General features: G+C 39.0%; 13 protein-coding genes. 6 read left to right on the forward strand and 7 right to left on the reverse strand.

Features of this window, described 5'->3' with window-relative positions:
* Nucleotide 1 precedes the first annotated feature (1 nt).
* Complete coding sequence (locus IPO83_07580; protein MBK9731134.1) at nucleotides 2–247, reverse strand: hypothetical protein; 246 nt, start codon at nucleotides 245–247, stop codon at nucleotides 2–4.
* A 216-nt stretch (nucleotides 248–463) separates the two neighbouring features.
* Here IPO83_07580 and IPO83_07585 point away from each other — a divergent pair, with 216 nt between their 5' ends.
* The 3 genes from IPO83_07585 (at nucleotide 464) to IPO83_07595 (ending at nucleotide 1,807) form a co-directional block, all read left to right on the forward strand.
* Entirely contained in the window at nucleotides 464–1,267 is an 804-nt protein-coding gene (locus IPO83_07585) for a DUF4065 domain-containing protein (GenBank protein ID MBK9731135.1), read from the forward strand.
* Nucleotides 1,268–1,357: 90 nt separating this feature from the next.
* The gene (locus tag IPO83_07590; GenBank protein MBK9731136.1) at nucleotides 1,358–1,606 is read left to right on the forward strand and encodes a hypothetical protein; all 249 of its coding nucleotides are present in this window, start codon (nucleotides 1,358–1,360) and stop codon (nucleotides 1,604–1,606) included.
* A gap of 63 nt (nucleotides 1,607–1,669) precedes the next feature.
* Nucleotides 1,670–1,807 carry a hypothetical protein gene (locus IPO83_07595; GenBank protein MBK9731137.1) on the forward strand — a complete coding sequence of 46 codons (138 nt, stop codon included), beginning with the start codon at nucleotides 1,670–1,672 and terminating at the stop codon, nucleotides 1,805–1,807.
* A gap of 47 nt (nucleotides 1,808–1,854) precedes the next feature.
* Here IPO83_07595 and IPO83_07600 read toward each other — a convergent pair whose 3' ends face one another.
* Both IPO83_07600 and IPO83_07605 read right to left on the reverse strand, forming a co-directional pair.
* Entirely contained in the window at nucleotides 1,855–2,229 is a 375-nt protein-coding gene (locus IPO83_07600) for a hypothetical protein (GenBank protein MBK9731138.1), read from the reverse strand.
* 730 nt (nucleotides 2,230–2,959) lie between these two features.
* Nucleotides 2,960–4,102, reverse strand: a complete 1,143-nt coding sequence (locus IPO83_07605) for an exo-alpha-sialidase (GenBank protein MBK9731139.1) — start codon at nucleotides 4,100–4,102, stop codon at nucleotides 2,960–2,962.
* Nucleotides 4,103–4,247: 145 nt separating this feature from the next.
* On the opposite strand from IPO83_07605, the gene IPO83_07610 reads away from it, so the two are divergent.
* Complete coding sequence (locus IPO83_07610; protein MBK9731140.1) at nucleotides 4,248–5,105, forward strand: winged helix-turn-helix transcriptional regulator; 858 nt, start codon at nucleotides 4,248–4,250, stop codon at nucleotides 5,103–5,105.
* 243 nt (nucleotides 5,106–5,348) lie between these two features.
* Here IPO83_07610 and IPO83_07615 read toward each other — a convergent pair whose 3' ends face one another.
* Together IPO83_07615 and IPO83_07620 are read right to left on the reverse strand one after the other, a co-directional pair.
* On the reverse strand, nucleotides 5,349–6,194 hold the full coding sequence (locus IPO83_07615) for a T9SS type A sorting domain-containing protein (GenBank protein ID MBK9731141.1): 846 nt from the start codon (nucleotides 6,192–6,194) through the stop codon (nucleotides 5,349–5,351).
* 134 nt (nucleotides 6,195–6,328) lie between these two features.
* Nucleotides 6,329–6,463, reverse strand: a complete 135-nt coding sequence (locus IPO83_07620; protein MBK9731142.1) for a T9SS type A sorting domain-containing protein — start codon at nucleotides 6,461–6,463, stop codon at nucleotides 6,329–6,331.
* Between the two features lie 206 nt (nucleotides 6,464–6,669).
* Here IPO83_07620 and IPO83_07625 point away from each other — a divergent pair, with 206 nt between their 5' ends.
* Both IPO83_07625 and IPO83_07630 read left to right on the forward strand, forming a co-directional pair.
* Nucleotides 6,670–7,077 (forward strand): GxxExxY protein, encoded by a 408-nt coding sequence (locus tag IPO83_07625; protein MBK9731143.1) that lies wholly within the window; start codon nucleotides 6,670–6,672, stop codon nucleotides 7,075–7,077.
* 622 nt (nucleotides 7,078–7,699) lie between these two features.
* Nucleotides 7,700–9,295, forward strand: a complete 1,596-nt coding sequence (locus IPO83_07630; GenBank protein MBK9731144.1) for a T9SS type A sorting domain-containing protein — start codon at nucleotides 7,700–7,702, stop codon at nucleotides 9,293–9,295.
* Nucleotides 9,296–10,642: 1,347 nt separating this feature from the next.
* On the opposite strand, the gene IPO83_07635 is transcribed toward IPO83_07630, so the two are convergent.
* Both IPO83_07635 and IPO83_07640 read right to left on the reverse strand, forming a co-directional pair.
* A complete protein-coding gene (locus IPO83_07635) occupies nucleotides 10,643–11,485 on the reverse strand; it encodes a hypothetical protein (protein MBK9731145.1) in 843 nt (280 codons plus the stop codon).
* Nucleotides 11,486–11,759: 274 nt separating this feature from the next.
* Nucleotides 11,760–13,313, reverse strand: coding sequence for a phospholipase D family protein (locus IPO83_07640; GenBank protein ID MBK9731146.1), 1,554 nt, complete (start codon nucleotides 13,311–13,313; stop codon nucleotides 11,760–11,762).
* Between the last annotated feature and the right edge of the window lie 56 nt (nucleotides 13,314–13,369).

Below are 13,369 nucleotides of genomic sequence, written 5' to 3' on the forward strand. Positions count from 1 at the left end.
CCTATTTAGCGTATTTGTTAAGTAAATGCTTCTTATATTCCTTTTTGTAGTCGAAGTCTTTGGTTAAATTAATCACACCGGATAAGCTTTTAACTAATGGCGTAACCTCTTGCGTGTCATCAGGGCTAATGAGTAAGCCAAGGTAAGATTCTATTAATTTCGAAAGACTGGTATTTTTTCTTTTGGCATACGTCTTTGCCTGTTCGATAACATCGCTGTTAAGTTTTAATGTCAGTTTAGTGTCCATGTGTAAAATGTTATACGTGCAAATATATAATATTGATACGTAGAAGTTAAATCATAGGTTTTAATGATAGTTTGTATATGCGTTGGAAAAATAAAATTCCTTTGTCCGGTAGTTGTCAGAGGTTGGAAGTCGGGCTGATGATAATATTAGAACAATTGATTGTTTTGTTTTGAAACAATGTTTATCTTTGCCTCGTTGAACCGTAATAAAATTTATATGAACATACATCTGTCACAAAAGCAAATAGGTCAGCGGATAACTGAACTTCGTAAAGTGAAGGGGTTGTCTCAAGAAGATTTGGCGAAAAGTATCAAGATTTCAAGACCGTCCTTGGCTCAAATAGAGTTGGGAAACAGAACTGTTGATGTTCTTGAATTTCAAAAATTGTCAATGGTGCTAGGATTTTCTTTGGATGATTTTGTGTCCAAAGATTTTTTCGCTAATCAAGATCTGGAAGGCAAAGCCGAAACAAAGTCAAAGAAAACGGATGAACGGATTTCTGTTCCATCATTGCAAGTCAGCAAGTTTAAAAATGTGTTGTTGTATATTCTTGAACGCTGTGCAGGCAAACCGAATGTTGGCGAAACTGTCCTTTACAAACTTCTTTATTTCTCCGACTTCAATTATTACGAATTGTATGAAGAACATTTGACTGGTGCAAAATATCGCAAGTTGCCTTATGGTCCGGTTCCACAAAAGTTAGATACAATCGTTTTACAAATGATTGATAAAGGTCAGTTGCAAAGAGTGAAAACCGAATATCATGGTTATCCTCAAACCCGTTACTTGCCTTTAGTAAAAGCCGATTTAACAGCATTGAAAGCAAGTGAGAAGGAAGTAATTGATAGAGTGATTCAACAAATGAGTGATTGGAGCGCCGCTGCCATCAGTAATTATTCTCATAAGGATATGCCTTGGTTGGCTTCAAAAGAAGGAGAAGAAATAAATTACGAATTAGTTTTTTATAGAGATGCTCCTTTCTCGGTCAGAAACTATGGTGACGAAATTGAACAACAATGACCTTTGATGAACTTATAGAATTTAAGAAGGATTTGAAAAACCTTTTGAAAAATACAGAACGTTGAACGAAGATTTGGAAGTGGTGAAAAAGTGTTGGAAGTAACACCACAAGAAAGACCACCGTTTAGTTTTCGTATTGATAATTTGGGTTTGGAAACCTGTGTCATTAAAGTAAAGAAGATTGCCTGTAAAGCATTAAAAGGTCGTGGAGTAAATTCTGGGTTGAGATTAATTTATGCTCACTTTGAAGCGGAACAAAAAATAACCTTCATTGAACTTTATCATAAGAACAATAAAGAGCATGAGGACAAGCAAAGAATATTAAACAACTTTAAATAAATATCACCCTAAAAAATTTACAAAACTCTGGTAAAGAGTGGTCGTCAGCCGCCTTAAATAAAATTGGAAAAATTAGCAGATGGAAATACTCCAACTGGTTTGATTGCTTATCCATTAAAAAGAAGGGAAGCCGCTGTTTATTCAAAAGCATCGGATGAAAAAATTTCACTTCATCCAACAAATTCAGTAACGTCAACATAAGTAATGCTGCGATAAATTATGCTGCGTTACTTTTCCCAACTGCCGGATTAATGAGTTGATTTATGATGTTCCATTCCCTTTTTACCTCTTCTGAATGCCATAAAAAATTGAAAAATTGCTAAAGCCAGATAGGTGAAAGGCAAGGCTTTCTTTCCTAAATGATAATAGTCAATCGCTACAATTACCGATAAAATTCCTTCAATAATTAAAAATACCCCATCAACCCAGGGAACTTTTTTTTCAATAACGGGATGAAGCAGTGCAATGGTTAAGAATACAAGTGCCGCAATTCCAAAAAAGATGTAGGATTCGTGACCACTTTCATATTTTTCATATGCATGAATAAGGATGACAATCCCTGCCCCGATATGAGCAAACCGCTTTCGCTTATCTCTATCCTTAAACAGTAATCTTGAAATCATTTTGTTAATTTAAAAGGTGGTTGAAAATTATCGCTATAAATTTGGCAACTGCAAAAAGTTGTCGATAATCAGGGTCGAACTTGTTTTATCTCCGGGTTATTAAAATAGCGATAGAATTTTGAGTAATAATTTTTCTTTTCTTCCGTGTGCGGTTTAGGAACTACTCTTGCTTACTTTGTTCGCCATTGGTTGATAGCTTTTGTGTTTTTTTATGGTTTCCAACTGTTTATTAGACGCAGTTAGGCCGTTCAAGAGTAAAGTCTCAAATCTATTAGTGATTTTTCATCCTTGACTCCATTTTCAATTTCAGCTTACAACTGTCTCAACTTGCCTGCTGGTAGTGCTTTCACAATTTTCAGTAACTGTTCAAAGCCAATTTCTACGTGTACTTGCATCTATCAAATTTATGAAGTTTTGTCAAAATGTAATGATCTGGAATTACCACAACTATTCATTAGAGCTATTCCATTCAATAACCCATCAAAAACTTTCATTTTAAAATTTTGCACGCAGTTCTTCATGTCGTAATTTGATTGTCTTGTGATTTTATTTTAGTCTCTTTCAACTTCAATACAAGTCCAACGATGAAGGTGGTGACAGAATATGCAATAATTATATCCCGGCTCATGCTTCCTTTAATAATTGTGTGTGTGAAAAACAGGCATTTCGAACAGCGGAAATAATTCTATAAATTTTTTCATCTTCATTTATCTTTTACTATCGGACAGGTTTAACAATGATTCTCCATCTGTATGGCATAAATCACGTTGCCGGAAACAGACAATTTGAACATCTTTCCCTCTTTAATACAACGCATACATTGCCATGTTTTCCCCTTGTCTGATGACCTGTAAATGCCGTCAGAACAGCCACAAAAGAAGTTTTCACCAACCTGGATAATGGAGGTAATATAGAGAGGTGCCGAAAGAGAAGTTTGATTAGGATGCCACATTGAGTCAGCGTTGCCTTGCGCCGGATTGTCCGCAATAATGGGTCGCAGGGGTGCGTCCATAATAACTTGCCCAGGCATTCCTGCATCAATGGGCTGCCAGGTTTTTCCGCCGTCGTAGGATGCCCGTATTCTCCTGGTCCCGGACGCTGTACTGTAATTGATTGCAGCAAATCCATCTTCGATTTTCGCTACATCGATGCCCACGCCGCCCTCACTGATCACCAACTCCCAGTGTTCACCTTCATCGGCCGATCTGATTATCCCTCTAGTGGAAGTAGCCACTATTACACCATCCGACTCTGCCAATTTCCCTAACAGGCCCCAGGCATGGATATGATTCCATGTTTTTCCATTGTTTGCAGATCTGAAAAGGCCCTCGTCGGTGCCGATGAAAAGGATGCCTCCGGCAGATTCATAAACAGTGCGTACTTTTTTCTTCTGCAAATCTGTGAATACAGGCGACCATACATCGGTTCCGTTAAGTTTTTGTAAAATGGGACCATAGTAATTGTATGCAAATATCCCGGTCTTACCAGGGGCGATGTTGCTGTGTGGGTCAGGGAAAATATCTTTGGTCCAAAAAGGAGCCGTGGAATTTGTGTTGGTGTGATAAATCCAATTTGCATCCGTTAAATAGAGCCCATTATCATCTGCGTAAAAAACATTTCTGCCCATACCATAGTCATCTTGCACAGGTTGGGGCAACCCGTTGCTTATATCCTGCCAGGTTTGTCCGCCATCAGCAGATCTAAGAACGATGTTTGCAGTTCCGGTGCTATCTGTTTGTTGAGTGTGCAGATTATCCGTGAGTAGAGATGTCTTTGGAATTTCTACCGCCTGGTTACAGGAAAAGAGAAATGAAAAAAGGAGTCCCGAAATAATCGGGATGTACCACAAAAAAGCAAGTTTATAGTTATTCATGACGGTAATTGATTTGGTGAAACAATTAAATAAAGATATTGCGCGTCAACTACCGGGAAGCTTTTTAATAGTAAAAAGCTGTAAAGGATATGTAAAACGTTTGTAAATCACCGGCAACGAAGGTTTAATAGATTATTTTGCGCGCATGAAGCCATTTATTCTGTTCGGATTTTCCATCATGATCATTGTTATTTTGCTTGCTGCTGTTGCAGCTATCAATAAAAAAAATGAAGCTCCTGAGGATCATTTAGAAATTGTATTGCGTGATTTAGGACACCAGCTTTTGCTTGCAGCTAAAGATTCTACCTCCAGAGTGCTGCCGGTTAAGAAATTAAATGAAACCACCTACCAGATTTCCTTTCAAAATAACTTTAGTTTTATTTCAGATACACTCATCAATATTGTTCAACGAACATTTCAGAAAAATGCGCTGGCAAACGATTATATAGTGAATTTGAGGAATTGTAAACAAAATGAAACTGTCTTTGCATTCGAAATAAATAGCCAGGCAGGTGATTTAACACCTTGCAGAGGTCGTACGCTGGAGGTTGATTGTTATGTTATTGAAATTGAGTTTTTGAAGAAAAATAAGCTCAATTTCCTTTTGTTGACACTATTGATTATTCCTTTGAGTTTTGTTGGTTTTTATGTGAAAAATAAGTTTCGCAAAAAAGAAGTGCCAGCATCAATCGGCGAGAAGAATGATCACATACCATTAGGTAACTTTAGATTTTATACAGCTAATAATATTCTTACCATTGAGAATAAAAATATTACACTTTCAGAAAAAGAAACAAAAGCACTAAAAATATTTGCAGAAAATATAAACCAAATCGTAGAAAGGGAAAAGCTGATGAAAGAGATTTGGGAAGATAAAGGCATAATTGTAATCAGTAGAAATGTTGATGTATTGGTGTCTAAATTACGTAAGAAATTAAGCGACGATAACTCCATTAAATTTATTAACGTACATGGCAGGGGTTACAAATTTATTATTGAATAGCTACCAGTAAAAACGGAACCGCCAATTTATAGCAGTTGTAGCTACCGGCTCTTTGTTCTTTCCGTTAGTTCCGTTAGTCCGGATTTGCAATCGATCTTATTGAGTAAGGGATTTTTAATCTCATTTAGAACAAGACGTAATGGTTTATTATCGGATAAAAAATCTGAAACTTAAACGTACGGGATTACAAATCCCGACCAACGGATTAAGTCATAATTTATCCAGCAACACGATAATGATTCGTCACCTTTGAATATTAAGTTTAGTAATGAATACTCCATTTTCATTTTGCAAATGCAGAATATAACTTCCATTGCTTAGTTGACGAATGTCAATTTTATTGCCTTCTAACTTATCAACCCGCAATAGCAATTCTCCAGACATATCATAAATGCTGCATTGTGAATTTACTTGCTCCTGACCTGGAAAAGACAACATTACATATTCGCTGGCCGGATTTGGATATAAATTAATGGATGGATCAGATGCACTCATGAAATCCAATTCTTCTTTAAAAGCTTGGCCTGCCACCAAAGGCATTTCCGGTACACTATTATAAGCATAGTCCTTTACAACGATAGTAGCAGCATCTTTTGCAACAGCAAGGCGCACCCATCCATAATGCCTTTGGCCATCAATCATAAAACGTGTTCCCAGAAATCCATCTCTGACTCCTTCCTTCCAGAAACCGAAATGAAAGCTGCTCCAGGAATAAGCTGCCAGGGGATTATAAAACAAATGTTTTATTTCAATCCAGTTCACATCTTCATCTATGTCGCTCATGGCATTTAACTTGAACGGATGGAACTGAAATCCATCACCCAGCCCTGCTACTTCATTAATAGTCTGGTCATTCCAGACATCCACCACCGAAGCCCAGTAAATGCCTTCTATTTTCTTTACCCCAAAACCATAGTCAAATTTGCCATCATTGTTTAGATCGATAAAACCGGGGCGTGAAGCCGGCCAATCAACTTTTATATCATCGATGTCAGTATATACAATTTGAGCATTTGCGTTAATTATACTTAATGTAGCCGCAGCTAAAGCGGAATATCCGGAGAGATTGATAATTGATTTGTTTTTCATAAGGGTTATTTGTAACTATAAACTTAATAGTATTTATCAATTATTCAAAAAAATTATTGAAAAAAATGCACTTCATTTCAAACAATAAAAGCCTGTTCACAAAACTGCCGGGCCGGGCGATCCATCACCTGTTTTCATTGCAACTTCACCGTTTTTACTGTAGCTGATTGGTTTCCGGATTGCATCCTGATGATATAAATTCCCGTAGGTAATTGTGAAGCGGGAAGTGTGATGGAATTTTTTCCGCTGTTGCTAAATGTTTTTATAATTCACAAATAGCATCATCCCGCAAACCGCGTTGAAAATGTCGGAACCGCAGATGAATATGATAGAATGATTATTTGATAAATGTTTGTGCAAATAGGCAGGTGGATATGATAAAAATGATTGTTTTGATAAAATAATTACTTTGATAAGATGATTATTTTGATAAATGATTTTGTAAATATGCAGTGTATAAGGTAAAATCAATTGTATGATTAAGGAAGAGTATAAATATTCTGATATTACTCAAAAGATAATTGGTTGTGCTATGAAAGTGCACAGCACTTTGGGTAACGGTTTTCAGGAAGTAATTTATCAAAGGGCATTGGCTATTGAGATGGGTAAACAAAGTTTGGAATTTGTTCGTGAAATGGAAATGCCCATATTTTATGAAAGCGAACCAATCGGCACAAGACGGGTTGATTTTTTTGTTGAAAGTAAAATTATGGTTGAATTGAAAGCTTTAACGCAATTGGAGAAAGTTCATCTGGCTCAGGCACTCAATTATTTGGAAGCATATAAGATGGAAATTGGATTATTAATCAATTTTGGCAATACGAGACTGGAATTCAAAAGATTAACTTTGCAGAGAAAATTAGCACAGGAAAACAAATCATAATTATCAATTTATCAATCGTATCATCTGAAAGATTTAATGCAACTGCAAAAAGCTCATATGCCTCAGACGCACGTTTATTTAGAAGGTTAAGATGCGAATGGAATAATAAACAATACTATTGAAAGTAAGTTTGCTTCAAGGAAACCGAATCATAAACATCATTTAATCAAGCGCATCAGCGGTCCTGACATTGAAGTAATTTAGTCTCGCGGAAAGCAAATCCTAGTAATTTAGTCTCGTTGAAACCGAATCATAAACATCATTTAATCAAGCGCATCAGCGGTCCTGACATTGAAGTAATTTAGTCTCGCGGAAAGCAAATCCTAGTAATTTAGTCTCGTTGAAACCGAATCATAAACATCATTTAATCAAGCGCATTAGCGGTCCTGACATTGAAGTAATTTAGTCTCGCGGAAAGCGAATCATAGTAATTTAGTCTCGTTGAAACCGAATCATAAACATCATTTAATCAAGCGCATCAGCGGTCCTGACATTTCCTGAACCTTCTGTGACAATACGAATGCCTATTGTCACTGCTTCGTAATACATTATCTATAGGTGTTTTTAAACTTGCATTCAGTATAGTACATAGTTATATTTGATATTATAAAACCAATCAACCATGAAAAATTTATTTTACACTACAGCAATTGTCTTGCTGGCAAATGCTGCGCTTGCACAAAATTGCCCACCGGCAACAGCGTATGAATACCTTGATATCAACAATGTAAAAGCTCGCATCAACAATGGAGGCGATATGTGGTGGGACCTTGACCATGATGCCAAATACTTAGTTCCTAAAACCGGCAATACTTCCGCTTTGTTTGCAGGTGGATTGTGGATTGGAGGCATTGATGCCAACGGAGAACTACACGTGGCCGCACAAACCTACCGACAGACCGGGAATGATTTCTTTCCGGGTCCGCTCGATCAAACTGGAAATGTTTCCACCACTGCCTGCCAGAATTTTGACCGTATCTGGAAGGTCAATAAATCTGCCATCGATTCATTTATTGCTGGTCAGTTTGCAGTGCCTCCTTCATCCATTGCGCAATGGCCAGGAAAAGGAAATCCGAATCTTTCTTTTTTGCCTGATCAAGACCTCGCACCGTTTGCAGATGTAAATGGAAACGGAATGTATAATCCTGCCGATGGAGATTATCCTGAAATTCCGGGTGACCAGGCATTGTGGTTTGTTTTCAATGACAAAGGAAATACTCACAGTGAAACAGGCGCACTGCCACTTGGTATTGAAGTTCAATGTATGGTATATGCTTTTCAAGGAACAGGAACTTGTTTGAACAACACGACATTTTATCATTATAAAATAATTAATAAGTCTTCTCTTTCACTGGATTCCTCCTTTGTTGGATTGTGGACTGATCCTGATTTGGGATGTGCCTTTAATGATTACTTCGGATCCGATACATTGAATAACCTGGGCATCGTGTACAATATAGATTCAGTGGATGCTGGTTCAGGGTGCACTTTTAATTATGGTAACGATCCACCTGTTCTTGCCATCGATCTTTTAAAAGGTATTAAGGATGATGAAGGCATACTACATTATATGGATCATTTCATGTACTACTTAAATGATTTTGGTATTGCTGGAAATCCACAGAACAAAGAAGATTACTATGGTTACCTGCAATCTGTTTTTTCCGGTGGTTCTCATTTGGTGAATCCGGGTGGTGTTGAAACTGATTTTGCTTATCCGGGTGATCCGTCCGACCCTGCAGGATGGTCGTTGTGTACAGAAAATGGGTTGCCCTCTGATTTCAGGTTTATCATGAGCTCAGGCCCATTCAGATTTGATGCGGGAGAAGTTCAGACGTTTGATTTCTCAGTAGTGTGGGATGATAACTCGGTATATCCATGTCCATCCTATTCAACCATCATTGATGCAGCGGCCTGTGTTGATGATTATTTTAAATCCAATGTTGTTTTCACGGGACTGTCGGCTCCATCAAAAAATAATAATATGGCACAGGTATTTCCTAATCCTGTTTTGCAGCAACAGCGCGCGATTGATTTTCAACTGAAAAATGCAGAACGCATCCGGATTTTTGATCTCGCCGGAACCCTCATCGGTTCATTTAATGTAAACGGTGAATCTGTTGCCCATATCTCTACAGATTTTGAAAAAGGAATGTATATCTATCAGGTGATATTCAAAGATCAATCTTTAACTACCGGGAAATTTCTCGTTCAATAAGAAGCCGGCCATTGAAAGTAAGCCATTGCCTGAAAGTGCGGGCAGTGGCTTTTATTTTAAGTATTAAGTATTTTCAATGTTGAAATATACCCGCTTAGCAAGCTGCACTTTGCTTCGGGTCATAATAATAGCATGTGAGAAGTAAACACTACACTTTACAGTTTTTGAAGAGGGGAAATTTCACGCTCCATAAAATCACAAATAAGGAAAACATACTGCATTTTTTTGCACAGCGATGAATTGCTCATTTGCAGTGAATTCAGCTATCTCACATTTCGCGATAACAGTTCATGGAATATCACTGCAATTTATTGTGACAGCCAATTCGTATACCTGGGCTTTGAAGATGGAAAAATGCTGCATCGTTCTTCCGTTAGTCCGGATTTGCAATCACAGGTGTTCGAAACCTTATTAGCTTTCAGCTTCGCTGAATAATTCAAAGAAATTCAAGTTTGAAATTTACACGGACGACGGCCATGAGAGGGGAACAAAAGCAATGTCACACTGAGCGCAAATTATTTTATATCGAGTTCTTTGAGAATGACACTTTTAACACATCTTCAAAATTAATTGATCAAACCAAATGTCATTAGCAATGCATCGTCCAATCAACGCATCGTCCAATCAAAGCGTCATCCCGAATTTATTTCGGGATCTCCAATAAGTAGAAACGATGTCACTATGAATCTAAAAACTGCAACTCAAAAAAAACAATCCAGGCCTTTGGATACGAAGTTCAAATTGGATGGGATGCCGAAATAAATTCGGCATGACAGCCCCGTAGCGAGAAACGCTCCATCACCCTTCATCAAGAATCAACCATCGTCCAATCGTCGCCTCATCACGAGTGCAAACTATTTTGCAAATCGATTTCTTTCAAACTCCCTCTTTTTTCACATCCAGAAAATCAAATGATTAAACTATGTGTCATTAGCAGCACTTCGACTACGCTCAGTAAAAACTCAGTCGAAGTGAGACATTGCTTTCGTGGTCAGTTCTTCAGAAAAAATACCATGCTTCGACTCCGCTCAGCATGACATTTTTTTTACTACTCTCGTCACACAATGTTTCGAACGCTTGTGATTTGCAATCCGGTCTTATTGCGTAAGGGATTTTTAATCCCGTGTTTAACCAGGCGCATTGGTTTATTATCGAATTAAAAATCCGAAACTTAAACGGACGGGATTACAAATTCCGACTAACGGTTTGCAGATTTGCGATGGGCGGGATTTTTACCACTGAACTTTATGCGGAGCACAAAACTTTCGGCTACCACTAAACTGTCTGCGGAGCACGAAACCCCGCCTATTGCAAATGTGCTGTTATGGGCTGCCCTTCTGTCCATTGTCAAAATATAATTCCACGTCTTTTTAAGTACCATTCAATATATTCATTTGTCAACGCTTCAAATTTCAATGTTTCAAGTCTGGAAAACTTGTCTGGCAAGATAGCAACTAACGCACTATTGATTGAAAGATTCAAAACTGAATTTGTACTATGTATGTTAGTGGTCGAATGATTGTACCAGGGTTGTTTGAACGAGTTTGGATATTTACCTTCAAAGCGATATTTGCTTTTAGATGTCAATATTACGACATCAAAATGCTGATCAACGTCAGTTACCACAATATATCCCGAAGTGTCAAAAGCTGTCGCTAAATACAAATTTAAACTGTCAACATTTTGACAACCTTTGAAAATAGTTTTGTTTTGTTCCTTAGTTGAATATGATTTTTTGAAGTGCCAGTCTTCTTTATGCCATTTAGCGACTTGAACAATATGTTTCTCGTCTGTCAGGTTTAGAAACTGTTCATTGCTCATCCCGATATTGTCAAAGGCTGGTTTGATGTACGATACTTCAAATTGTTTCAATAGGTTTGAAATAAGAAGTCCGTCAACAACTTCGCCTTGTTTTAGGACTTTCTCCTTGTTGAAGGAAGTGTCAGGCTTAAATGTGTATTTATAGTCAGTTCTTCGATAGGGATTTAAAATGTAATTGTTTTTTAACTTGTCGAAAACAACAATATACTCGTCATAAACCCCGGTTGTTGTTCCTTTATCGTCAAAATGATAATAGCTGGAATTGGAAATTATTTTAATAGTGTCAACAAATTCACCCTTATATGTCAACTGTTGTCCAGTTGCACAGAGAGAAAGTGTCAGTCCAATGAGTATTAATATTTGTTTCACTGTCGTCATTTAGGGTTGCCCATAACAATTATATATACGCACTCATCTTGCGTATATCACACCAATATATAGAGATGTACGCAACTATTTTAAATTAAGAGGAAATGCAATGCAGGTTAAAAACGCCGGAAGATGCTCCCATACATAAAGATCACGCTACGATTTTTCATCCGGCCAGGTATTCGTTATGCTCTTCTATATTTTGAACTGAAAAATTCGCGGTTAACCCCACGAAACATTTCAAACAATACAAACCCTTCGAACTATTCAACCGCTACAATATCTCTTTCGGAATCGCCCTTCTCGTCCACGCCTTCACCTGCTTTTTAATGCCGGCCATGGAATCGGGATGGAAGGTGAGGGTGGTTTGCCACGAATTTTCCGGTTTGAATTCTTCTTCCATGCCGCGCAGCACACCCGCTGCAATTTTTCCGGAATGTATGATGGTTACACATTCCGTATTCAGGTTGGCACTGCGCGGATCGAGGTTGAAGGTGCCGATGACTGTAATGTTTCCATCTATCACCATCGATTTTGCATGCAGCCCGAAGATGGGCTTGAAGTCGAGCGTTTGTTGCAAAGCGCCTGTCATCACCCTGAACCTCTCGGCCGCATCCGGCCTGAACTCATAAATCTTTACGCCCGTTTCGAGCAATGTTTTCCGGTCGCGCTGATAGCCGCTGAAAGCTTCGGCATTATCGGTGGAGGCAAGACTGTTGGTGAGTATCCTGATTTTTACGCCGCGGTTTACCGCTTCGCGAAAAAGATCCCGGCTCAGCGAAGTGGTGATCAGGTAAGGTGTCTGAATATCGAGCGATGTCCGGGCCTGCTGCACCAGTGCAATTAATGCGGAAGTGCTCACCCCGCCGCCGCCCAATCCCTGTGTGCCGTCATTTTTTCCGGGTACGTCGGAAACAAATTGCACGCTGTCGGTCCACACCAGGTCGCCGGATTGCTGCATGGCGGTGAAGGCCTGTGGCAGTTGTTGTATTTTCTCGCGCACCTGCGGCCAGAAGTTTTCGGGATTGCAGGCGTATTGGTGGAGGCGGTCGAAACGGTGCGGGTCTTCGGCAGGTTTATGCAACGAGTCTTTGACAAACTCAGCCGATGGTTCTTCTACAATCTCCGCTACCGGCACAGACAACGGGCTGTTCCAGAATGCATCAAATGAATGCTGCACCTGTTCCGCCACCTTTCCGATGAGCAATACATCGCGGTCGCGGAAATTGTATTCATGATCGTAGTCGAAATATTCATCGGCAATATTGCGGCCGCCGGTAATAACCACCTGCTGATCTGCCACAAATGTTTTGTTGTGCATGCGTTGGTTGGCACTCCTGAAATCAGTGGTAAATTTTTTCAGCTTGCTGTAAAAGTTCTTGCCCAGGTTGGTGCCCGGGTTGTAGATTTTGATGGAAATATTTTCATGCGAATCCATCATTAAGATATCATGCACATCAGCGTCCACCATGATATCGTCCACGATGATCCTGATTTTTACGCCACGGTCTGCGGCGCGCACGAGGTAATCGCAGGCAATCAGTCCCACATTGTCGGTGGAAAAGATGAAGTATTGTATGTCGATTGTTTTTTCGGCGTATTCAGTGAGCCAGGCACGGGCCACCATAGAACCATCACCATCTTCCAGCACATACACGCCGGTTTTATTTTTCATACTGTCGGCGACAGGTTCGAGCGCTTTCGAAAGTGTAAGGGAATCGTTGCGGTGAATGGCGGAACAAAAATCTTTTTCCTGCAATGGAATTTCTTTTGAAGGGTGAGTACAGGCGAGCATGAACGAGAGCGGCCAGAGTAGGTGAAGTTTCATGCAGTGCTGTTTGAATGCGGTGAAAGATCGGGAATTTGAGGGAAGGAATAATATTC

The sequence above is a fragment of the Chitinophagaceae bacterium genome (assembly GCA_016717285.1).
GTDB lineage: Bacteria > Bacteroidota > Bacteroidia > Chitinophagales > UBA10324 > JACCZZ01.